Annotated in this window: 15 protein-coding genes and 1 pseudogene; 9 read left to right on the top strand and 7 right to left on the bottom strand. The window is 69.8% G+C overall.

Going from position 1 to position 19,883, the window contains the following annotated elements; translation table 11 throughout:
- Together fxsT and CC117_RS03965 are read right to left on the bottom strand one after the other, a co-directional pair.
- Positions 1–2,123: FxSxx-COOH system tetratricopeptide repeat protein (gene fxsT / locus CC117_RS34115; protein ID WP_198541716.1), on the bottom strand; the 2,123-nt coding region annotated here is incomplete at its 3' end.
- A gap of 302 nt (positions 2,124–2,425) precedes the next feature.
- Positions 2,426–3,130: a hypothetical protein gene (locus CC117_RS03965; RefSeq protein WP_084131487.1), complete on the bottom strand. Its 705-nt coding sequence runs from the start codon at positions 3,128–3,130 to the stop codon at positions 2,426–2,428.
- A gap of 204 nt (positions 3,131–3,334) precedes the next feature.
- Here CC117_RS03965 and CC117_RS03960 point away from each other — a divergent pair, with 204 nt between their 5' ends.
- Both CC117_RS03960 and CC117_RS03955 read left to right on the top strand, forming a co-directional pair.
- On the top strand, positions 3,335–5,461 hold the full coding sequence (locus CC117_RS03960) for a histidine kinase (RefSeq protein WP_241829816.1): 2,127 nt from the start codon (positions 3,335–3,337) through the stop codon (positions 5,459–5,461).
- Complete coding sequence (locus CC117_RS03955) at positions 5,458–6,114, top strand: response regulator transcription factor (RefSeq protein ID WP_084131485.1); 657 nt, start codon at positions 5,458–5,460, stop codon at positions 6,112–6,114. The genes CC117_RS03960 and CC117_RS03955 overlap by 4 nt, the downstream gene beginning before the upstream one ends.
- A gap of 139 nt (positions 6,115–6,253) precedes the next feature.
- Here the strand turns inward: CC117_RS03955 and CC117_RS03950 are convergent, their stop codons facing one another.
- Positions 6,254–7,489 carry an epoxide hydrolase family protein gene (locus CC117_RS03950; RefSeq protein WP_084131483.1) on the bottom strand — a complete coding sequence of 412 codons (1,236 nt, stop codon included), beginning with the start codon at positions 7,487–7,489 and terminating at the stop codon, positions 6,254–6,256.
- 105 nt (positions 7,490–7,594) lie between these two features.
- Here CC117_RS03950 and CC117_RS03945 point away from each other — a divergent pair, with 105 nt between their 5' ends.
- On the top strand, positions 7,595–8,239 hold the full coding sequence (locus CC117_RS03945; RefSeq protein WP_071082398.1) for a CGNR zinc finger domain-containing protein: 645 nt from the start codon (positions 7,595–7,597) through the stop codon (positions 8,237–8,239).
- Between the two features lie 217 nt (positions 8,240–8,456).
- Here the strand turns inward: CC117_RS03945 and CC117_RS03940 are convergent, their stop codons facing one another.
- The gene (locus CC117_RS03940; protein ID WP_071082397.1) at positions 8,457–9,347 is read right to left on the bottom strand and encodes a MerR family transcriptional regulator; all 891 of its coding nucleotides are present in this window, start codon (positions 9,345–9,347) and stop codon (positions 8,457–8,459) included.
- A gap of 211 nt (positions 9,348–9,558) precedes the next feature.
- Here CC117_RS03940 and CC117_RS03935 point away from each other — a divergent pair, with 211 nt between their 5' ends.
- From CC117_RS03935 to CC117_RS34105, 5 genes and pseudogenes are all read left to right on the top strand, one after another.
- Positions 9,559–10,083, top strand: a complete 525-nt coding sequence (locus CC117_RS03935) for a hypothetical protein (protein WP_071082396.1) — start codon at positions 9,559–9,561, stop codon at positions 10,081–10,083.
- A 64-nt stretch (positions 10,084–10,147) separates the two neighbouring features.
- The gene (locus CC117_RS40275) at positions 10,148–10,540 is read left to right on the top strand and encodes an imine reductase family protein (protein ID WP_407673467.1); all 393 of its coding nucleotides are present in this window, start codon (positions 10,148–10,150) and stop codon (positions 10,538–10,540) included.
- An 85-nt stretch (positions 10,541–10,625) separates the two neighbouring features.
- The gene (locus CC117_RS03925; RefSeq protein ID WP_071082394.1) at positions 10,626–11,012 is read left to right on the top strand and encodes a VOC family protein; all 387 of its coding nucleotides are present in this window, start codon (positions 10,626–10,628) and stop codon (positions 11,010–11,012) included.
- A gap of 199 nt (positions 11,013–11,211) precedes the next feature.
- On the top strand, positions 11,212–11,799 hold the full coding sequence (locus tag CC117_RS03920; protein ID WP_071082393.1) for a DJ-1/PfpI family protein: 588 nt from the start codon (positions 11,212–11,214) through the stop codon (positions 11,797–11,799).
- Positions 11,800–11,843: 44 nt separating this feature from the next.
- A pseudogene (locus CC117_RS34105) lies at positions 11,844–12,101 on the top strand (TetR/AcrR family transcriptional regulator); the annotation flags it as partial.
- A gap of 36 nt (positions 12,102–12,137) precedes the next feature.
- On the opposite strand, the gene CC117_RS03915 reads toward CC117_RS34105, so the two are convergent.
- Positions 12,138–15,644 (bottom strand): BTAD domain-containing putative transcriptional regulator, encoded by a 3,507-nt coding sequence (locus CC117_RS03915; RefSeq protein ID WP_071082392.1) that lies wholly within the window; start codon positions 15,642–15,644, stop codon positions 12,138–12,140.
- A 304-nt stretch (positions 15,645–15,948) separates the two neighbouring features.
- On the opposite strand from CC117_RS03915, the gene CC117_RS03910 reads away from it, so the two are divergent.
- Entirely contained in the window at positions 15,949–17,538 is a 1,590-nt protein-coding gene (locus CC117_RS03910; RefSeq protein ID WP_241829815.1) for a hemerythrin domain-containing protein, read from the top strand.
- A 267-nt stretch (positions 17,539–17,805) separates the two neighbouring features.
- Here the strand turns inward: CC117_RS03910 and CC117_RS03905 are convergent, their stop codons facing one another.
- Both CC117_RS03905 and CC117_RS03900 read right to left on the bottom strand, forming a co-directional pair.
- Entirely contained in the window at positions 17,806–18,540 is a 735-nt protein-coding gene (locus CC117_RS03905) for an SDR family NAD(P)-dependent oxidoreductase (protein WP_071082410.1), read from the bottom strand.
- Between the two features lie 739 nt (positions 18,541–19,279).
- Positions 19,280–19,603 carry a hypothetical protein gene (locus CC117_RS03900; protein WP_018637589.1) on the bottom strand — a complete coding sequence of 108 codons (324 nt, stop codon included), beginning with the start codon at positions 19,601–19,603 and terminating at the stop codon, positions 19,280–19,282.
- Positions 19,604–19,883 lie beyond the last annotated feature (280 nt).

The following is a 19,883-nucleotide window of genomic DNA, read 5'->3' as shown; positions in this document are numbered from 1 at the left end:
TCCAGCTTGCGGGCATTCTTGAGCTCTCCGAGCCTCCGTAGTGTATGGGCAAGGTTATGCGCTGAATGTAGAGTGTCCGGATGGTTGTCGCCAAGTGTCCGTCGTTGCCGCGCGAGGGTGTCTTCATCCAGATTTCTGGCGGCCTGAAGTTCGCCCAGTTCAGCTAATGTATGGGCGAGGCCATGCGCCGAGTGGAGCGTGTCAGGATGGTCGGGGCCGAGTATGCGACGTCGGCGATTGAGGTTTTCTTCGTCCAGTGTTCTCGAGTGACTGAGATCGCCGAGACCATAGAGTGCCGCCGCAACACGGTCAACAGCAGTCAAGGTGTCGGGATGATCATCTCCCAGAGCTTGGCTCCAGCGTGCTCGAGTGGTGCTGGCCATGGTCGCGGCTAGCTGATATTGGCCACTTACATATAGATAGCGACAAAGCTCAAGGACAAGGCGACGGAAATCGACGGGCTCTTGGATTTGACCGACTGTGCTCAGATGGGAGGTTACTGCTACTGCATGGGGTGTCAACGCGGCATATGCGGGCCAGGTCTCAGGGTCCGCGGCGGCTCCCGGATTCGCGGTGCCAAGAAGCTGTAAGGCTCCTGCGAGGAAATTTATGGACTCGGTTTCTCCTAGTTGGGTGCGAAGGAGCGCGTGAACCAGGCGGTGAATCTGCAGACTAGTCCCAGTCCTGCGAGCAAGAGCATACTTGACGACCACTGCAATACAGTCGTGGGTTGTCGCCGGATCGCCGACGATAAGTGCGCCTGAAATCGAATTTCTTTCTCTGTCGGGCGCAGCAGCCAAGGGGACGGGCTCGGGAGCAAGAAAGGCCAACCTGTTGAGTAGCGCAACAGCGGCTGGGTAGTCCTCGGCGATCCGATTGGCTGCTGCTGTAATCGTCGCAGCCAAACCCGGATGATGCGGCGTGTCCGTTCCCAGTACGACCTGCGGCTGGGTAGCGAGCAGGGAGAAGTACGCATCGTGATCCATACCAGCTTCGGCAAGATAAGCTCCAGCCTGGTCGATCGCCAGGGGAAGATTTCCGAGCGCGTTGCCCAGCCGCTGGCAGGCATCGTCTGACAAATCGGGAGCGTGCCGCTTGAGTAGAAGCTTTGTTTCGTCTAGGTCGAACTGGCCGACTTCCACGAGATCAATGCCAGCCCGACGGAGACCGGGGTTGCGGCTTGTTGCTATGAACCGGCCAGTCGCGGGTGGGAAGGTACGAGCTAATATTGCAGGATCGGTTACGTTGTCGTATATGACAAGCCAATCATCGCGTCGACCTAACTCCGTGAGTGCCAGGCGCGCCCGAGTGGGCACGTCACTTGCAGTTACACCGAGTTCAGTCGCTAGCTCTGCAAGCCCTGCCAGCAAACCGTCCGGCATCTCTGCATCGACCCACCAGACCAACTCGTACTCGGCGGCATGACGCCACGTGTACTCGACGGCGAGTTGTGTCTTGCCGATGCCACCAAGACCATGCAGCGCAGCAACCGCCACTTGGCGCCTTTGGCTTGTGAGTTGATCGTGCATCTCGGCAAGCAACGCCTCCCGGCCCGTAAACAGAAGATTGCGTGCCGGTACCGGCCCCCAAATTTTCGGGAGTCGCCTGGGAATCGGTGTTGACGTGGAGCTGGGCGCTTCCCAGGCAGGAAACAGGGATGGCCGTACCACGCGTTCCGTGTAACGTACTCCGCTTAGAAGGCGTATCCGCGCCTCATCCTCGGCCAGCCCGTGAAGATCAATTCTCGCCAGCGTTCTGTATATGACAGGAATCCTGTCGCTACAAGGTTCGACCACCACGGGGACAAGCCAGCCAGGATTTGTCTGCGAGTGTGCGAAAGCTGCTCGCGTTTCGGCATTCGTCCATCGTCCGTCGAAGTACGCTGGCGTCCAAACCGCGATTATACGAGCCGCCTGGTGCAGTGCGCGCTCCATTGCTGCGACCAAATCGGTACCTGCGGTCAGGTTCCAGGCATCGATTTCGACTCGATAGCCCGCGCTGGCCAGCTCCCACCCGATCCACTCCGCCCAATCCGTGTCGGAGCCGGCGTGAAAGATGTGGAAGTCAATGGCTCTCTTTGGCGCGCTCGGTCTGCTGTCAGTGTGCGGAGCCCCCGCGTCCATGCACCACAGCATCCCATGTTCTGACCCTTGTTGTGGGTAGCCCCGCGGAAGGTGCACTTGCGGCGCCTGCCACAGATTGGGCCGAGATCAGCGGCAACGGACGTGGCGCCGGATCGCGCTGCGGTAAGGATCCGCCCGGATGCTCCTGCGACTCCGACTGCACCGACACGAGGATCCTCGATCACTTCGTCCGGGGCCAGCCCGCACCCAGCAGGTGTCTCACCCAGGTCTGACACGGAGGCCCCGCTTCCGGGCCGGTGGCGACTCCGGGATCCGGATCCAGCTACCTGTCGGGAATCGCGCTAGGCCTTGGCGGTGCCCAGGATCCCGTGCCTGTCGAGGCTGAGCCCGGCGAACGCGACGATCAGCCAGATCGGCCCGACGATGCCCGGGAAGCCGGCGATCGACAGCACACCCGACATGAACAGCACCGCGACCGGCGGGATCAGGCTGACCAGGCCCAGCCACCGCGACACCAGGCGGTCACGCAGGCTCAGCCAGGCGACCGCCCCCGCGGCCACGACGACTCCGAGATAGCCGATGAACGGGCCGAAGTCGTTGAGCATGAAGTAGACGAACTGTCCGTCAGTGGTGAAGCCGTTCTCGTTGAGCCCGCCCGGCATGTACAGCGCCAGCGCCAGCTTCCAGCCGTAGCCCAGGCTCAGCGCCGCGGCGGACGCGGTGAGCCCGTCGGCGACCACCCGGGCGGCCACGGCGCCGCGCGTCGTGGTCAGCGCCTTCGCGCGCCAGGATGCGGCCAGCACCAGCAGGAGCGCGACGGTCGCGTAGCCGAGCGCGCCACCGAGCTGGAGCTGCCCTCGCGAGAGCCTGTCGATCGCCTCCGGCCCGACCTGGTCACTGCCGACGTTCGGGCTGGTGAACATCGTCGCGACGATGCCAAGCACCCCGGCGCTGACACCGAGCCACGTCCACCGCGCTCGGGTGGGCGTGCTGGCGGCGCCGCCGTGCGCGTGGCGGCGGGTGATCGGCGCTGTCGTGGTTGTCATGGTGTTCCGTCCCCTCCTCGTACCGGCGGCCCGATCGCCGCCGGCGTTGTGAGGACCACACTCGGGCGCCCGGCGTCCCGTGAACGAGGGACAACCGCCCCGTGCCTTGGACGCGCGCGCGACACCGCGCAGATGGGACGCGCGGGCGACATTGCGCGCCACACCGGGCTGAGCTGGCGCGATCCTGGGTGCATGGGGGCTTCTGTGCCGGTACCCGGTACCTGGGATGACGCGGCACCAAACCCGGCGGCGCCCGCGCTCCCGCCCGCGCTCCCGCCCGCGTCGGCGGCCACGATGACGACCGGAGTCGTCGCGGCCTCGGTGCTCGTGGTCGGCCTGGCGCTGTTGTCGGTCTTCTGCTCGGTCGGCGCCCTGCTACTGCATCAGTACGTCACGGCCCGAACAGCCCAGCACGTCGCGCTGGACCCTGCCGATCTGGTCCTCGCTGTCGCGTTCCCGCTGGTCGCGGCCCTGGTGCTGGTCTACCAGCCGCGTAACCGGGTCGGCTGGCTGCTGCTGACGACCGCGCTGACCGGCCCGTACCTGCTGGCCTCCCAGTACGCGGCCCTCGCCCTGCTGCCAGGCGAGCAGCGGCTGCCCGCCCAGGACGCGGCCACCTGGTTCGCGGTCTGGGGCTACGTTCCGTACTTCGTGCTGTGGGGGCTGGTGCCGGCGCTGTTCCCCGACGGACGGCTGCCCTCCAGGCGGTGGCGCGTTCCCGTCGCCGCCACCGCCGTGGCCATCGGGTGCCACCTGATCGCCCGGATGCTCTGCCCGACGCGGCTGGACGTCTCCGCGACGTTGTGGAACCCCTACGGTCTGGAAGCCGCGACCTGGCTGCGCTACGTCACCATGGTCACCGCCCTGGCCGTCATCTTCGGTGGAGGGCTGCTCGGGCTCATGGCGGTCGTGACGCGGCTGCGCCGGTCCACCGGCGTCGAGCGGGCCCGACTGCAGTGGTTGGTTCTCGGTGTCGCCTGCCTGGTCGGCGCGACCCTGCTGGGTGCGCTCCCGCACGGGCCGGACGCGCAGGCCACGGGCCTGGGTATGGGCACCGGGATGGTGCTGCTGGTCGCCGCCATCGGCATCGGAGCCGTCCGCCATCGGCTGTTCGACATCGGGACTGCGCTCAGCAGGACTCTGGTGTACGGCCTGCTCACCGCGTTCCTGCTGCTGGCGTATGCCGCGACGGTCGCCGGCGCGGGCGCGCTGGTGCCGGGGCGGCGGATCGCCTACGGTGTGCTCGCGGTCGCGGCACTGGTCGCGGCGGCGGCCCGCGACCAGGTGCAGAGGCTCGTCGACCGGCTGCTGTTCGGCGCGACCCGCGACCCGTACGAGGTGCTTGCCGTCCTGGGCGGCCGGCTCGACCTGGCCACCGGGCCGATGGACGCGCTCTCACAGCTCGCGGACGGGGTGCGGGAGGCGCTGAAAGTGCCCTACGTAGCAATCGAAAGCAGCGACGTTCGCCTGGCGACGATCGAGTCCGGGACGCCTGTCGGCTGGCTCGAGCGGCTGCCGGTGCCCGCCAGGACCGGACGCGGGCGGGCCGGCACCCTGCTCGTGGGCCGCCGCCACCCGGCGGACCAGTTCACCGAGACGGAACGGGCGATGTTCGACGACATCGCCCGGAGGGCCGGCGACCTGCTTGACGCGGCGAGTACGCAGCATGACCTGCGGCGCAGCCGGGAGCGGCTGGTCGCCGCGCGCGAGGAGGAACGCCGCAGGCTGCGCCGCGACCTGCACGACGGCCTCGGCCCCCAGCTCGCCGCGATGGCGATGCAGCTCGACGGCATCGCCGAGGGTCTGGCGGAACGGGCCGACCCCGCGGCGGAGCGAGCCGCCCTGGTCCGCGACCGGTTGCGCGGCACCGTGCGCGAAATCCGGCACATCGTCGAGGACCTGCGCCCGCCCGCGCTCGACGAGGGCGGGCTGGCTGTCGCCCTGGCGCAGGCGGTCGCACCGTTCGCGCCGGTCGTGACCCTGGACGCGCCGGCAGAGCTGGCGGAGCTTGCGTTGCCGGCGGCGACCGAGGTGGCGGCGTACCGGATCGTCGCGGAGGCGGCGACGAACGCGGTCCGCCACTCGGGCTGTGAGAGGTGCGTCGTCCAGGTCCGGGCCGAGCCACCGTGGCTGATGGTCGAGGTGGCCGACGACGGCGGTGGCCTGGCTGCCGACGCGGTCCCGGGCGTCGGCCTGCGCAGCATCCGGGAGCGGGCGAGCGAGGTGGGCGGCCGCCTGGAGGTCCTCGACGCCCGAACCACCGGCGGAACCGAGGACCGCGGCACGCTGGTGCGGGCGCGGCTCCCGCTGCGCGAAGGCGGGTCGGCATGATGTCGTTGCGGGTCGTGATTGCCGATGATCACGAGCTGTTCCGGGACGGGCTGCGCGGCCTGCTGGTCGAGCTGGGCGCGACCGTGGTCGCCGAGACCGCGGACGGCAACGCCGCACTGGCGGCGACGCTGCTGCACCGGCCCGACGTGGTGCTCATGGACCTGCGCATGCCGGGCCTGGGCGGCATCGAGGCAACCGCGCGCATGGGCGAGCAGGTGCCCGGGACCGCGGTCCTGGTCCTGACCATGAGCGAGGACACCGCCTCGCTGCAGGCGGCCCTCCAGGCGGGGGCACGCGGCTACCTGATCAAGGAGTCGTCGAAGGCGGACGTCGCGCGAGCGTTGGAGGCCGTCGCGCGAGGCGAGCTGGTCATCGGACCGGGAATCGCCGGTAAGGTGCGGCACGCCGTCGGCGGGCTCTCACCGAGGATCTTCCCCCAGCTCACGGAGGCCGAGGTCCGGGTGTTGGACCTCGTCGCGGACGGCCTCGCCAACGGGCAGATCGCCGCCCGACTGTTCCTCTCCGAGAAGACGGTGCGCAACCGGATCTCGACGATCCTCACCAAGCTCGGGGCGGCGACCCGTACCGAGGTGAWCCTGCGGGCCCGCGATGCCGGCTTCGGATCCGGTCCCACCGAGCAGAACTGCACCTGAGTCAGATCGCTGAGGCTGACGAGCTGCTGACGAACGGCCCGTTGGCGCTGCTGATTGGGATGGTGCTGGACCAGCGAGTGGCGGAAAGAACGAGCGAACGTCGGCATCAAAGCGCGGAGCGCGGGTGCCGTTGCGCGGATCACGTCGTCGTGCTGGTGTGTTCCGTCTGCCGGACGAAGTCGGCCAGGTCCGCCGCGAAGATGTCGGGGACCTCGAGGGCCGGGAAGTGCCCACCGCGGGGCGGTTCGGTGAAGCGCACCAGGTTGCGTGAACGCGCGACGAAGCTCGCCGGCGGGGTCACGACCCGTGGGTCGGGGAAGGCGGCGAACGCGGAGGACACCTCGATGACGCGGCCGGGCGGAAGCGTGATCGGGTCGACGAAGAACTCCGAGTAGGCCACCAGCGAGCTGGCGACGCTGCCCGAGACCAGATAGATCATGGTTTCGGTGATGATGTCGTCCAAGGTCAGAGAGGGGCCGCCGCCGGTGCCGTTCTGATCGCTCCACAGGTGGAACTTCTCCAGCACCCATGCGGCGAAGCCGGCCGGGCTGTCCGCCAGGGCTGGTGCCAGCGTGAGCGGCGCCGTCGCCTGCAGGAGGAAGTAGGCGCCCAGAGGGCCGGTGTTCAGGTCTCGTTCCCGCTGGACGAACAGGACCTCGTCGGCCGACGGATCCTCGACGCCGCTCAGGCCGCTTCCCAGCGGCGCCCCGTCGTGGCGGACGCCGAGGAGAGTGGTGTGCAGCCCGGCGCAGTAGTCCGGATGGTCGAAGGCCATCCACTCGGCAATCGGCGCACCCTGGTCCCCGCCGTGGACGTAGTACCTGGACGCCCCAAGAACCTCGGTAAGCAGCCGGTGGAAGAGCTGCCCGGCCGACCGGACGCCGAGCGGGGCCGGTGCGAGCGAGGAGAAGCCGTAACCGGGCAGTGATGGGACGACGACGGTCAACCCGTCCTCCGGATCGCCGCCAGTGGTCTCCGGGTGCGCGAGCCGGCGGATGACCGAGCGGAACGTCGCGAACGAGCTGGGCCAGCCGTGCAGCAGCAGCACCGTCGGGGGAGCGGTTCCGGAACCGGGCTCGCGGAGAAGATGCACCTCGACACCGTCGACGGTGGCGGTGAACTGCTCGAAGGCGTTGAGCGCGCGCTCGTGCCGGCGCCAGTCGTAGTCGGTGAGCCAGTACTGGATGAGCGCCTCAAGCGCCGCCGGGTCGGTGCCGAACCGCCAGCCGGGCCGCCTCGGCGAGGCCGCCGGATCGGACTCGGCAAGGCGCCGGCGGATCCGTTCCAGCGTGTCGTCCGGAGTGTTGATCCGGAACGGCGTCACCCGCCCGGTCGGCATGCCCCGCTCCCATCCAGCCCGCTCACCTGTCCGCATCCCGGTCCCTTCCTCCTGGTGGTCTCCCCGACCACCACCATCGTCAACGACACTATTTATACAGTTTAGTGGTGTCGCCCTTGAGGGGTGGTTCACTGGGAGGACATGGACCCTTCGGACCCCACAGATCCTTTGGACGCCTGGTCGTCGCACTACGGTGCGCCGCCGACGCTGCGGGCCCTGGGCGCGTTCCTCAACTCCATGGACGAGCGGACGTTCGGCGACCACCGTCCGCGCGAGGAGCTGGCGGATCCCGAAGCCCTGAGCGGTTGGCTCGCGGCTCGCGGCTTGGCGCCGGAAGGGATCTACGCGAGCGAGACCGAGTTCGCGGACGCGCTGCGCCTGCGTGCGGCGCTTCGGGAGGCCGCCGCGGCCAACCAGCGGGCAACGCAGCCGCCGCGGACTGCCGGCCTTGGGGGCGTGGCCGATCGCCTCGCGCTGCGCGTTCGGGTGGGTCCCCGCGGCGTCGAACTCGAACCCGCCGGCGGCGGGGAGGTCGCCCAGGCACTGGCGCGCCTCGCGGCCGCCGCGGTTCTGGCGACGGCCGACGGTACCTGGCAACGAGTGAAGATGTGCGCGGCGCCGGACTGCCGGGTTGTCTTCTATGACGGGTCGAAGCCCCGGACCGGGCGCTGGTGCGCGACTGCCGTCTGCGGCAACCGGGTCAAGACTCGACGCTACCGGCAGCGCGTCGGACAGTCCCGACCGGTGACGCCCACCGACGCCCCACCCTCGCCCCAGCCGGACTGACTCCTCGTTCCGCCGTCGCCGGCGCTGTTCCCGCGTCGCCGTCGGCGTCCTTCCATTCACGCCGTGCCGTGCCGTGCCGCGGCCGGCCCGAAGTCGCGCCGCATGTCAGTTCCGGGTGGTGAGCCACCGATGGATCGCTGCCACTCGGCAACTGGCAGCGTTCCGCGGGTCGGGTGCCGCCGGGCCTGCACCTGCTTCGCTCCGCCGGAGCAGGGTGTCAGGGGTGGGCGCGCAGTGCTCGGGCGTACCACTCCCAGGTGTCGATGATGTCGTCGGGGGCCTGGTTGGGGGTCCAGCCGTTGATGATGCCGACGAGGGTCCAGTAGCGGCCGACCCGGCGGTCGGTGAAGGCCTCGATGCGGTCGGCGATGCAGGTGCGGTCTTCGGACGGGGTCGGGCCGAGGGCTTCGAGGCGCTCGACTATGGCCAGGGCGTCGGGGGAGGCGGGGTCGACACCGGCCCGGGCGGCGGGGCTGGCGAGTTCGCCGACAGCCTTGCCGACTTCGAACTGCGCGACGTCCGGTTCCGGTCCCTCGGCGCGGGCTCGCTCGGCCATCCGGCGGCTGGTGGCGACGAAGTCGGGATCGCGCAGCAGCTTGGCGATCTCCACCCAGGCCGCGACCTGGTCCGGGGTCGGATCGTCGGGCAGCTCGGGAGCACCCATGGCCAGCTTGTCGGCGACGACGCTGGGGCTGTCGCCGAAGACAGCGTCGAGGTAGTCATCAACGATCTGCCGGCGTTGTGCGGCCGTCAGGTTGGTCAGGTCGGTCATCCGTCGGAGCTCCTCGGGGTCGGTGGATCCGATGAAGGCGCGCAGCACCGCACGCTGCAGTCGCAGCACGCGAATCTGGGCGTCGAGGGCGCGTACGTGCTCGGCTGCAACCTCGGTCAGCGACGCTTCGGCGCCGAGCACCCGCCTGATGTCGTCCAGGCCGACGCCGAGCTCGCGCAGGGTGCGAATGAGCCGCGCCCGGGCCACGGCGTCGGGCCCGAACAGCCGGTAGCCCGACGTCGTGCGTCCCTGCGCGGGCAGCACTCCCGCGTCGGCGTAGAACCGCAACGTCCGTACCGAGAGCCCGGTGCTCGCCGCAAGCTGGCCGATCATCATGGAACCGATCCTCGGGCCTCCACCAACTGGAGAGTCAACGGTTTCGACCCGGCGTCGCGAGAGCCGTGGCATGGGGCGGATGATCGGGTCATCGGGCCCCGCCCACGGCTGACGTTCACCGGCTCTGGCCTCACCTCCCGCTGGCGGTCGCCCGGCTATGGTGAACCTGGCGGGCGCGGGACGGACCGCGGACGGAGTGCTCAGGAGAGTCGTGGCCGCAGAAGGCGGGCGGGATCGCGCGGTTTTCCTCGGCGCCATGTCCGTGTTCGTAGCCCTGAACATTCCGATGATCCGGTTCGAGCGGGTCATGCGGTCAGCCAACGACCGCGGCATTGTCGCGTTGGAACTGGCGGGCAGTCCCACGTCGGCGGACGTTCTTCTCAACGGCTGGGGTGAGGCCGGTCGCCGCGCGGCGCACAGGTCATTGTGTCTCGATTTCCTGTACCTGACCTCATACACGGCGTCGCAGGTCTGCGCCCTTCGGCGGGTGGCGGCTGTCCGCGGGCCGTCGCGGGGGGGTCGGTGGGCTCGGACACTGGTTCCGGTGGCCCTCGCGGCCGGCGGGTGCGACGCGGTGGAAGGCGTCGCGCTGCTGACCTATCTGCATGGCGGGGCACCGGCGGCGCCGCTCGTCGCCCGTCGGGCCGCCCAGATAAAGTTCGCGCTGCTCGCGGTCGTGCTGGCGAACTTGGCGTCGTCGCCGCGGGAGCTACGCCGCGGCCTGCTGCCGGGGTAGGCCCGTCGGGCGGCGAGGCGCAGCACCTCGTCATGCGCGCTGCTCCGCCGCCGGGGTGACGGTGATGACGTCTTCGAACGACGACCATCGGCGGACCCGCTGCCGTCGTCCTGTACAGCGGGCCGGAGCCGCTCTACGACACCTGCCGACCGACGCGCGACGCGCTGGGTGGCACAGCCGTCCACCTCGGCTCCGACCACGGTCGCGCGGCCGTATTCGACATGGCGTTGCCCGACATATTCTGGACGGCAATGAGACGTCGAACCTGCTGTCCGCAGTGGCGGGGATGAACCACGTCCGCCACGCCGCCAGCGTCCGCGGCCTCGATACGACCGTCCTCGATGCGGCGCTTGTCGTCGCGCGACGGGCGGTCGACGCCGGGTACGGCCCCGATGGTTTCTCCCGGCTTGGGGAGATACTCGGTATGACTGAGCGGGCTGACCGGAGTCGCTGTTAGGGTCATGACACGGGGTCGCGTGTCGGGCACCGGCAGGGTGAGGCATGGAGGTGCCCGTGAGATTTCCTACGGAGGAATTCCGCAGATGCCAGTCGAGCTGAACCACACCATCGTCCATGTCCGGGACAAGCGGGAGTCGGCGGAGTTCCTGGCACATATTCTGGGACTTGAGATCGGAGCCGAATGGGGCCGGTTTATCCCGGTCTCCACCAGTAACGGGGTGGCCCTGGATTTCGCTACCACGCCGGCCGATGTGATTGTCGCGCAGCACTATGCATTCCTCATCTCGGACGATGAGTTCGACGCCGCCTTCGCTCGGATCCAGCGGGCTGGGATCAGCTACTACGCCGATCCGGGTTTGAAGCAGGTGGGCGAGATCAACCACCATTACGGTGGTCGCGGTCTGTACTTCGTGGATCCCGCTGGTCACGTCATGGAGATCATTACGCGTCCGTACGGCGACGGCCAGTAGCCGACGGCGTCCTGAGATGAAGGGGGATCGGCTGGTCGCGGGGCACGAATCCTGACCGGCTGATCACCACCTCCCGTCGTCGTCGCACGCTTTGGCGGCACCCGGTGCGCCACCGAACTCGCCGCAAGACCGAGGCTTACGGGGCGCGGTGAGACCTTGAGCGGGCACCATCGGCCAGACGGAGGCTGAAGGTGGGCGTGTGAAAACCATCGGGATTCTGCTGTTCGACGGCTTTGAGGAACTCGACGCGGTCGGGCCGTGGGAGGTGCTGTCGTTCTGGGCACGCCGGTTTCCTGACGATGGCTGGCAGGTCATCACGTTCTCCCGGGACGGCGCGCCGGTCAGGGCCGCCAAGGGGCTTGTCGTCCACCCCGAGCATTCGTATGAGACGGCTCCATCGCTCGACGTGCTGCTTTATCCAGGTGGGCGTGGCACCCGCGCCCACCTGGACGACGAGGCGCAGCTCGACTGGGTACGCCGGCAACGTGCGAAGGTTCCGCTCATGACGAGCGTTTGCACTGGTTCGCTGGTGTATGCCCGCGCTGGGCTGCTGGCGGGGCGCCCGGCGACTACGCACTGGGCATCGCTCGGCCTGCTGCAGGAACTCGAGCCGACGGTCATGGTCCGCCCTGATGACCGGTTCGTCGACGACGGCGACGTGGTCACCTCGGCGGGTGTCAGCGCGGGCATCGACATGGCGCTACATCTCGTCGCGCGCCTGCGGGACGTCGAGCGTGCCAGGCAGATCCGGCGGGGCATCCAGTACGACCCCCGGCCGCCAGTCTGATCTGACCGGGATGGACTACACGGTCGTCTGGCGGGCGGCTTGGCGGTCCCGACGATGCCGAGCTCCGAACCGGTCTGGTTTCTGCGATCATCACCGGAGTGGTTGCGGAGCGTTACTTGCTGCGTACCAGTGTGCTTGCCGAGGCGTCTCCCGACGACATCGTCAACCTGCTCCGGCCGTGCTTTCAGATGTTGGCCGGTCTGAGCACTGAGTCTGGCGGGCCCGTGGACTCGCCTCCTGGCCAGCGCGGACCAGACCGTTGGACGGCGGGCGCTGGAGCGCGCCATCCAGAGTGCTCGTGATGATGTGACGGGTGCTCGCGGACGCCCGGGGACGACTTAGCCGTTCTGCCTGCGTTCCCTGGCTCGGGCCGCGAAGCGAGGCATGCCGAGACGTGCGTTGGCCGCGATCGCGGCGTCGAGCTCGCGCCGGCCACGGACACGGTCGCCCAGGACGGTGGCCAGCGTGCCCACGTACAGATGACCGGAACCCATGCAGACACCGCCGGGCGCGAACACGACGACCGTCTCCGCCCACGGTTCCACTCGGTCCAGCAGCGGCTCGGCCCACTGGCGGGAGCGGGCGTACCAGCACCACTCGGTCAGCAGGATCAGAGACGAAGTCGCTGGTGGACCGTCGCCGACGGCCGGCAGGCCGGGCTGAAGGACCGGCGCGAGGACGTCCATCGACTCGTCCACCCGGCCGCCCTGGGCCAGGGCCAGGGCGCGTACGACCAGCCACGCCAGATGGTCGGTCGGCGGTGGTCCGGTCGCGTCGGGCATGGCGTCCAACAGCGCACCGTTCTCCCAGGCCACCATGCCGCCGATCGCCTCGACGGAGGTGCGGGCTACGACTGCCGCCTCAGGCGACGCGACGAGCAACGGCGAGAAGACCGCCTCGGCCGCGGTCATCGCGTCCTCGAGCCGGCCGGACATGAGGTCGCGCATCGCGTCCCACCAGGAGGCGACCAGRCTGAAGTCGTCGTAGCGGAGGCGGCGCGCGGTGACGGCGATCATGTGCGCCAGCCCGTCCGCCTCGTCGAGCCGGCCGAGCTCGAGCACGGTGAGCGCACGCAGGTGGGCTGCCGTGAGCCGGGCGCCGACGTCGTGCGCCGCCAGCTCGCCCAGGCGGTCGAGGATCGTCAGACGCTCGGCGGCGAGGTCCGGCCGCCACGCGGTCACAAACCGCGCCAGCAGCACCATCCACTCCAGCCGGCGGGAGGCGTCCGCGTCCACCCCGTCCTGCCCGGCGGTCGTGGCCGCGAGGGCTGCCTGGGCCGAGCTCAGGTGTCGCTCGGCACGCTGGCCGTCTCCGGCGAGCGCGAACCGCACAGCGCACGCGGCATCGACGGCGCCAGCGGTCGGGGCGGTGATGCCGGGCAGGGAACGCGCGCTGGTGAGGCGTGCCAGCACCGACGGAGCGGTCTCGCCGGCCAGCGACCAGTAGCCGGTGACCGGGCCGCCGGCATGTTCCAACGCCACCAGCGCGGCAAGATCGGGCTCGTCGGCGGCCAACGCGTCGTCGTAGGTCGCGGTCAGCCGAACGGCCGCCTCGTCCAGCCGGCCGGCCAGGCGTTGGGCACGGCCAGCAGCCAGGCCCAGTCGCGCGCGCAGCGCCCCGTCGCCGGGGTCCGCGGCGTCGAGCCCGCGGCGAGCCCAGGCGTACGCACCGTCGAAGTCCGCCACGACGAGTGCGGCCTCCGCCGCCGCGAGTGCTGCCTGAGGCCCGCCGGGGTCGTCGCCGAGCAGGAGATGACGAGCCACCGCCTCGACCCCGCCGGCGCCGCGAGCGGCGAGAACCTCCGCACACCGGCGGTGCCAGCCGGCCTGGACCCGCCGAGTCGTGCGGGCCACCAGACCTTCCCGGACGAGCGCGTGCGTGAACCGCACCAGACCCGGCTCGTCGGCAAGAAGTCCGGCGCGTACGGCCGCCTCCAGCGCGGCGTCGACGTGGGCCGGCGGGCCGACTCCGGTCACCTCGACCACGACGTCGACGGGGACGTCGTGTCCGAGCACGGCTGCCGCGCGCAGCAGCTGATGTGCGGGTTCACCGAGGCCGCTCACCTGCGCGCTGACCACGTCGATCACTCGCTCCGGCAGGTCCCGCGCCGGCCGGCCAGCCGCGACGAGCCGGGTGAGCTCGGTCATGAAGAACGCGTTGCCGGCGCTGCGTTCCGCGACGACCGCGGCGACCGCCTCCGCCTCGTGGTCACGAGGCGAGTCGTCGGACAGTGCCGACACCGCGGGCGGCCTGGCCGGCGGGGCGGGCGCGGTCAGCTCGGTCAGAGCGGTCGACGGGACGGTCGCCGCCACGTACTCGGCAACGGCGGCGGCGGTCAGCGGGCCGACGCGCAGCCGCTCGCCCGGCAACCGGCCGAGCGCCGCCAGCGCGACGTGCACCGGGTCGCCGTCACCCGGTGCTGGATCCTGACCACCCAGCGCCAGATCGTCGCCGGCGGCGGTGCGGCCGTCCGCGCCGAGGCCGTCGACCTCACGCACCGTCGCCGCGAACAGCACCGGATACGTCGCAAGCTCCCGGACGACGATCGTCAGCACGCGCAGCGACGCGGCGTCCGCCCATTGCAGGTCGTCCACCACGATCGCGAGCGGCCCGCGGTCGGTGTCCGCCCTGACCGTCTCGACGACCGCGAACGCCCAGGACCGCACGGACGTGTCCGGCTGGGGCCGAGCCGCGGGAAACAGCCGTCGCCAGACGTCGTACGGTGCGGCGTCGTCACCAGGGTGGCAACGAACCCATCGCGACGCCAGGCGGCCGGTCGACGGGTTCGAGGTGTCCGTGGGCGTCTGCGGGACGGCTTCGGCGAGCAGCCGGGTCTTGCCCACGCCGGCCGGTCCGGATACGACGGCGGACCGCGCGCCGGCGCGGACCGTGGCGGCGACCGCGAGCAGCGCCTCCAACTCCGTGGCTCGGCCAACGAACATCGACCGCGCCGGCGCGGTGGGCTGTGCCGGCGCGGAGGGCCGTGACGGTTCGGGGAGCCGCGCAGGCCCGGGTCCGGGCAGTCCTTCCGGAGGACGGGCCGGACCCGGCAGGCGACCCGGCCACCATCCAGGCCGCCAGGCCGCCGGGTCCATCTGGCGGACCGCCGTCTCGATCGTGCGCAGGGTTGCGGCCGGGTCCAACCCCATCTCGTCGCGGAGCAGGTCGCGTACCCGCGCGAACACCGCGAGCGCGTCGGCCTGACGATCGGACCGGTAGAGCGCGAGGACGCGCATCCCCCACAGGCTCTCCCGGGTCGGATGGGACTCCACCAGGGCGGCGAGCTCGGCCGACAGCGCGAAATGGTCGCCGAGGTCCAGCCGGGCGAGAAGGTAGCGCTCGACCGCTACCAGGCGCTCCTCGCGCAACCGACTCGGCACTTCGGGTAGCGCCTCGTCGAGCAGTCCGCCATACGGATCTTCTCCGCGCCACCGGTCCAGCGCCGCCCGGCCAGCCTCGGCGGCACGCGCCGGCCAGCCGTCCCGGAGCTCCCGCTGGAGTGTGGATGCGTCCCGACGGAACGCCTCGGCATCGAGCTGGCCGATCGGATCAGGCAGGACGATCTGGTAGCCGGCCGTGCGGGTGACCAGCAGGCGCGCCTGCGATGCCGGCACACCGGGCTCCAGCAGGCGTCGAAGACGGGAGATCCACCCCTGCAGCGTGGTGGCGGCGGTCGCGGGCGGCTCACCGGCCCACAACTGGTCGGCCAGGCGGGCTGGCGAGAGCGGAGCGTTGCGCTGCGCCAGCAACAACGCCAGCAGGGTGGCCGCACGGCCCGTCCCGACATCGACGTCGCGATCCTGGCCGTCCCGCACCGTGATGGCGCCGAGGACCCCGAATCGCACCCTGTAACGGTACCCAAGGCGCCCCGAGTACACGACGCTTCGGGCGCCAGGCTGGTACCAGCCACGCACCAGGGCAGTACCAGGCGAGACGTCGATGGTCATCGACATGACCCACGCAGCCGCGCCCTCGAGGCGTCCGCACCGAACCCACCCGCCTCGGCCACGYTCCCGCCCCGCTTCCCGCCCCGCTTCCCGACCTGCGCTCGTCGCCGCCGTCCCCCGTGYGGAAACCAGCCGGCGGCCCGGACGAGAACTCGCGATCTTTCTGGCCACGACCTTCGGGCTGACCGCGGCGAGCACGGCGGTGGCGGTCAGCGAATCCGTCGACGTCCGCCACATCGGTGACGCCTCCGCCCTCGGCCAGGCGGCGATGTACTGCCAGGCGTTCTGGCCGTTGGTCGGCGCGGTGCTCGGGCGGACGGCAGTCCGTGGGCGACGCGGCGGCCACGGCTGGGGCTTGCGGCCCGACCGGGCGGTCCGCGACCTCCCACCCGCTTCGCAGCCGGGCCTGGCGCCCCGACGCAGCTCACGGCGCTCGGCCAGAGCGAAGGTGTTGGCCCTGGCCTGGGCCTACGGCGTCGGATACCCGCTGCTGGCCGGCCTCGCGCTGTGGTTCACCGGCCTCGGTGGCTTCGACGGCGAGGAGCTCGCCACCACGTACCACCTCGACGGACTGCCCGCCGCAGGCGGCGTCGCGCTGGCTGTTGTTCTCGGCGTCACCGTCGGCTGTGTGCCCTACCTCTTCCTCGCGCTCGGCGAAGAGATCGGTTGGCGGGGGGTGCTCACGCCCCACCTGGCGGCCAGCGGGTCACCGACCAGGCTCGTGCTGCTCGGCGGGCTGATCTGGTCGGCATTCCACCTGCCGATCATCGTGGCGCTGGGCGGCGCACCGGACGGCGTTCCGATTCCGGTCGCCGCCCTGTTCTTCACCGTCGGGCTCACCGCTCTGGGAGCGACGCTGGCGTGGCAGCGGCTGAGGTACGGGCTCTGGCCTGCCGTGGTCACGCATGCCGCCGTGAACGCGACGCTCTACTCGGTGATCGAGCCCGCGACGACCGAGCGCACGTCCACCGGCTGGTTCGGGTCGGAGACCGGCCTACTGCTCGCCCTGGCCTCGGTAGTGGCCGCCGTGTGCTGGGCTCGGCGCGCGCCGCTGAGGGCATCCGGCCACGGAGTCGTGGCCGAGCTCGCCGACGAGGTCCAGCCGGGCGGCGGCTCGACGGCGGACGGCCAGCCGATCGACACCTCGGACATGGTCGTCGTCCACTCGATGTTCCGGGACCAGTTCGAGCTGCTGCCGGACCTGGTCCGTAACGTGCGGCCCGGCGACCGCCAGCAGGCGGGTGCCGTCGCCGACCATCTCGACCTGGTACTCGCGCTCCTTGCCGAGCACCACACCAGCGAGGACCGGGTGCTGTGGCCGTTGCTGTCGGGCCGGACGCCCGAGTCGGCCGCCTCGTGTATCCGCGTTGCCGAGCGTCAGCACGGCGCCGTCGGGCAGGTCGCGGACTCGGTTCGGCAGTCAGCGGACGCCTGGCGTCGAGACCCTCGCGCGGCCGAACGGGACGGCCTCGCCGGGCTGTTGGAGGATCTCGGTGTCACGGTGGAGGAACACCTCGACACCGAGGAACGGGAAATCCTGCCGATCGCGGCCAGTCTGCTGACGGAGCGCGAGTGGTCGCGACTCGGGCGGGACGGTTCACTGAAGCTCTCGCCGCGTCAGACATTGCTCGCCCTTGGCATGATCGAGCGGAGCGCGGGACCGGAGGGGCTGGCCCGGCTCACTGAGGACCTGCCGGTGTTCGTCCGTGGGCCCGTCGCGCGGCTGGCGCGAGCCGTGGCCCGGCGCACCTTCCGTAACCTGGCCGGCCACGACCTCGCGAACGGAGGCTGATCGGAAACGTCGGACACTCCCCGTGACGCGGCCGCGGGGAGTGTCCGACGCCCGGGAAACGTGGCGAGTCGCCGGGCGCCAGCGGCCTGAGCGGTCTCGGGAGGCAGCGGTGTCGGGAGACTCAGAGGCCGGTGGCCGACAGGGCAGCCCGCAGGGCTCATGACACGAGCAGGGCCAGCGCGGCGTCGTCTCGTCGTCTCGTCGTCCAAGCGGGCCCGGGCAGCCGATCCCTGGCAGGCGGTCAACGCCCGACACGCTTTGGTGCGGCTACCACGCGACCGGGCCGTTGGCGTCGATGAACATTCCCGATTCCGCGTCCGCGGGCAGCGTCGCCGCTGTGACCACGACCTGCGCGCCCTGGTCTGCGGTCAGCGGTGCCTGCCTGTTTAGTGGAGTCAGATCTGTCTGGACGAATCCCGGGCATACCGTTGTAACCTTGATCGGGGTATTGCTCAGGCTCTTCGCCAATTCAACGGTGATGCTGTTCAATGCGGCCTTGGAGCTTCGGTAAGCTGGCAGGARTGAGGAATAGTATGGGGAAATCGGATTGTTTTGATYCGTGAGCGAGCCCATTGTTGAGGACACGTTGACGATCCGGCCGGCGTCGCTCTCGAGGAGTAGTGGAAGAAAGGCCTCTATTACGGTCACCGGGCCGAACACATTCGTCTCGTATGTGCGCCGGAAGATGTCTGGACCGCCGAACTCGTGCATCCCGACGGCCACGACCTCGGGTGAGATTCCCGCGTTGTTCACCAGTACGTCGAGTCGGCCGTACCGCTCCCGGACCATGGCGGCGGCGGTTTTCGCAGTCGCCGCATCGGCGACCTCAAGTTCCACCCAGTCGGCTRCAAAACCCTCGTCGCACAGCGCGCTGACGGCCTCGAGGGCGGCCGACTCGCGGCGTGCGCCGACGATGACTGTGACACCTTTCCGGGCCAGGGACCTGGCCGCCGCAAAACCCAGGCCACGGTTTCCTCCGGTGATGAGGGCGATGCTCGACATCATTGTCTCCAAGTCTTGTTACGGTGGTCTTTGTCGAAGATAAAGCAGCTGCTCCGGCGAATGCTGGCGGAAATTCGACGTCGTGTTCTGGAGGTCCGTCCGGGTGGCTGCGGCTCACGGTCTGTCGCCCGCCAGGCAGGCCGAAGCGGAAGCGGAAGCGGAAGCGGATCAGCGCGCGCCGGTCCGGGCAGAGCGCGAGCAGTTCGTCCCTGCGAACCGACCAGCGACGCGACGGACGCTGCTCCGAGGTTGTCGACCCGGGCTTCCTGTCACCCGCGCTGCCGGCTGACCGCTCGCCGACGTCCCTTCAGCCTGCGGCGCAGCGCCAGGCCGGTCAGGAGCAGGACAAGGACGGCGGGGCCGACGTGATCAGGCCCGCGGGCGCAGGCTCGCCGGCCGGCCATTTCAGCATCGCGGCAGTTCCGCCGACCGGGCGGCGACCTCTGACAGGCCGGGCTCGGAGGGCCGACGAGCCGCTCGGGCCTGCCGGTCTTCGGCCTGCGCTGATCGGGATGGTGCTGTACCAGCAGGTTGCGGAAGGAACGACCATTTCCGTGCCGCCTCGGCCGCGGACTCTGGCTCCGTCATTTGGCGGCTGGTGCACAACGCGGAGGTGGGTCGACCGATGAGCCCATCCGCGTCAACCCGGCCGGACGCCGTCATGGGACGGGGTCCGGCCGGGTTGACGCGGATGGGTCTCCCTGGTGGGATCCACCGCTGCCGCGGGAGCCGGGGACGGTCAGGCCTCGTAGAACAGGGTGACGTTCAGGATGTCGACGGGGGCGGCGTCCGGGGTGTCCGACTCGAAGCTGATCACGTTGATCGTCCCGAGGTGCCCGACCTCGGTGTGCAGCGTCGCGAAGTTGTTGCCGTCCGGCAGGGCGATCTTGCACTGCTCGCTGCCGTTGACCAGAATTCGGTAGACGTGGTTTCCCTTCCGCGTGTCGACCATGTAGAAGAGCATGCCGCTTCCCCGCTTCGGGACGTACGGCAGCCCGACGTTGAATGTCACGGAATTACCGAGCTGCGCCGGAACCGCGCCACTGATCGCCCTGTAGTCCATCGTCGCTCACCTTTTCACTGTTGGTTGACCGAAAGGCCGTCGAACTCTCCGCCATTTATGYCCCGGCGAGAAGGTCTCGGCTTACAGCCAGTCTGCCTGTCGAGCGATACGCGGACCTAGTACAGATTCTGGACTCGGTCATGTCTCTTTCTCGACAGCGTGCTTACGCGCTTTCGGCTTTCCGRTCGGAGCGAATCTCCGTCGGGCGAGCCGAACGTCTCATACGCGATCCTGATGTCTTTCRTGACGGTTTGCGCTCGCTGCTTGGTATCGCGGCTCA

This window comes from Parafrankia colletiae, from assembly GCF_001854655.1.
Lineage (GTDB): Bacteria > Actinomycetota > Actinomycetes > Frankiales > Frankiaceae > Parafrankia > Parafrankia colletiae.
Note: the sequence above shows the minus strand (reverse complement) of the source record. Positions and strands in the feature narration are given on the sequence as shown.

Coding starts and splice junctions, on each gene's coding strand:
- CC117_RS03965 (WP_084131487.1), bottom strand. CDS start 3,130: ATGACAACCACGACAGCGCCGATCACCCGCCGCCACGCGCACGGCGGC.
- CC117_RS03950 (WP_084131483.1), bottom strand. CDS start 7,489: ATGCGGACAGGTGAGCGGGCTGGATGGGAGCGGGGCATGCCGACCGGG.
- CC117_RS03945 (WP_071082398.1), top strand. CDS start 7,595: ATGGACCCTTCGGACCCCACAGATCCTTTGGACGCCTGGTCGTCGCAC.
- CC117_RS03940 (WP_071082397.1), bottom strand. CDS start 9,347: ATGATGATCGGCCAGCTTGCGGCGAGCACCGGGCTCTCGGTACGGACG.
- CC117_RS40275 (WP_407673467.1), top strand. CDS start 10,148: ATGACGTCTTCGAACGACGACCATCGGCGGACCCGCTGCCGTCGTCCT.
- CC117_RS03925 (WP_071082394.1), top strand. CDS start 10,626: ATGCCAGTCGAGCTGAACCACACCATCGTCCATGTCCGGGACAAGCGG.
- CC117_RS03900 (WP_018637589.1), bottom strand. CDS start 19,603: ATGGACTACAGGGCGATCAGTGGCGCGGTTCCGGCGCAGCTCGGTAAT.